Source organism: Oleiphilus sp. HI0043, assembly GCF_001634935.1.
Genome location: NZ_LWEY01001715.1, coordinates 1 through 889 on the forward strand (window position 1 = coordinate 1; position 889 = coordinate 889).

Sequence of the window (889 nt, forward strand, 5' to 3'; positions counted from 1 at the left end):
TATCTTGCAAAGCTGTATCTATCGCAGCTTCTTCACCCGATAACATTGCTTGAGCTAACTTAGCAGCACCATTAGTCACCATCGCTTGGTCACGATTGCTTTGGGCATTTTGATAGTCAGCATAGTAATGAACAGATTCCTGAACGATTGCGGGCATTTTCCATTTTCTGACCACGACTTCGCCATATTTCACATGATAAGCAGATTCGATTACCCCTACTTCATCTAATGAAATAGATACGTCATGCCATTCCGAGTAGTCAAAGATGGTCTGAAGGATAACCGGTTTGCCAATGCTATGAAGCAAACCGCATAGAAAGGCGGCTTCGACATTTTTCTTGGCAACTCGCGCAACCTCTTTTCCCCAAAAGGCTGTACATAAAGCATGGTCCCATATTTCATTAATACGGTTTTCGTATGTGGGCGCTTTAAATATTTTCGTATTAAGAGAAGCTGCCAAAGCAATTTCTGTAATCAGAGACAGACCGAGCCTTGCCACAGCTTGTTGCAGAGAAACCATTGAGGCGTTGGGTGTATATGCGGCTGAATTAGCAATGCGCATCACATGGCCAGCCAAGGCCTGGTCACTTTGTATGAGTTTGGCCAACTGTGCGGCATCAGAATCTGGATCATTCGATAAAGCTAAAACCTGGTTTGCCACATCCGGCAGCATCGGCACTTCGATTTTGTTATCGCTTAGATTATCAATATATTTCGCAATAGCTTGCGCTTTTGGGCTTAAATCTGAAATCGGGCTGCTCACACAACTACTCCACTGATTATTGTTTTTATTTAGTGTAGACCAGCGTTGGTGGGATAGCAGGGATATTGGGAAATAACGAAGGATGTAACAGCTTTGTGTAATTAGTGAACAATTGCAATAGCTGAG

1 protein-coding gene is annotated in these 889 nt (G+C 43.3%); it reads right to left on the reverse strand.

Annotated features, from left to right (window positions below):
* A partial coding sequence (locus tag A3729_RS26135) for an HDOD domain-containing protein (RefSeq protein ID WP_068634439.1) occupies positions 1-763 on the reverse strand: 763 nt, incomplete at its 3' end.
* Positions 764-889: the final 126 nt, after the last annotated feature.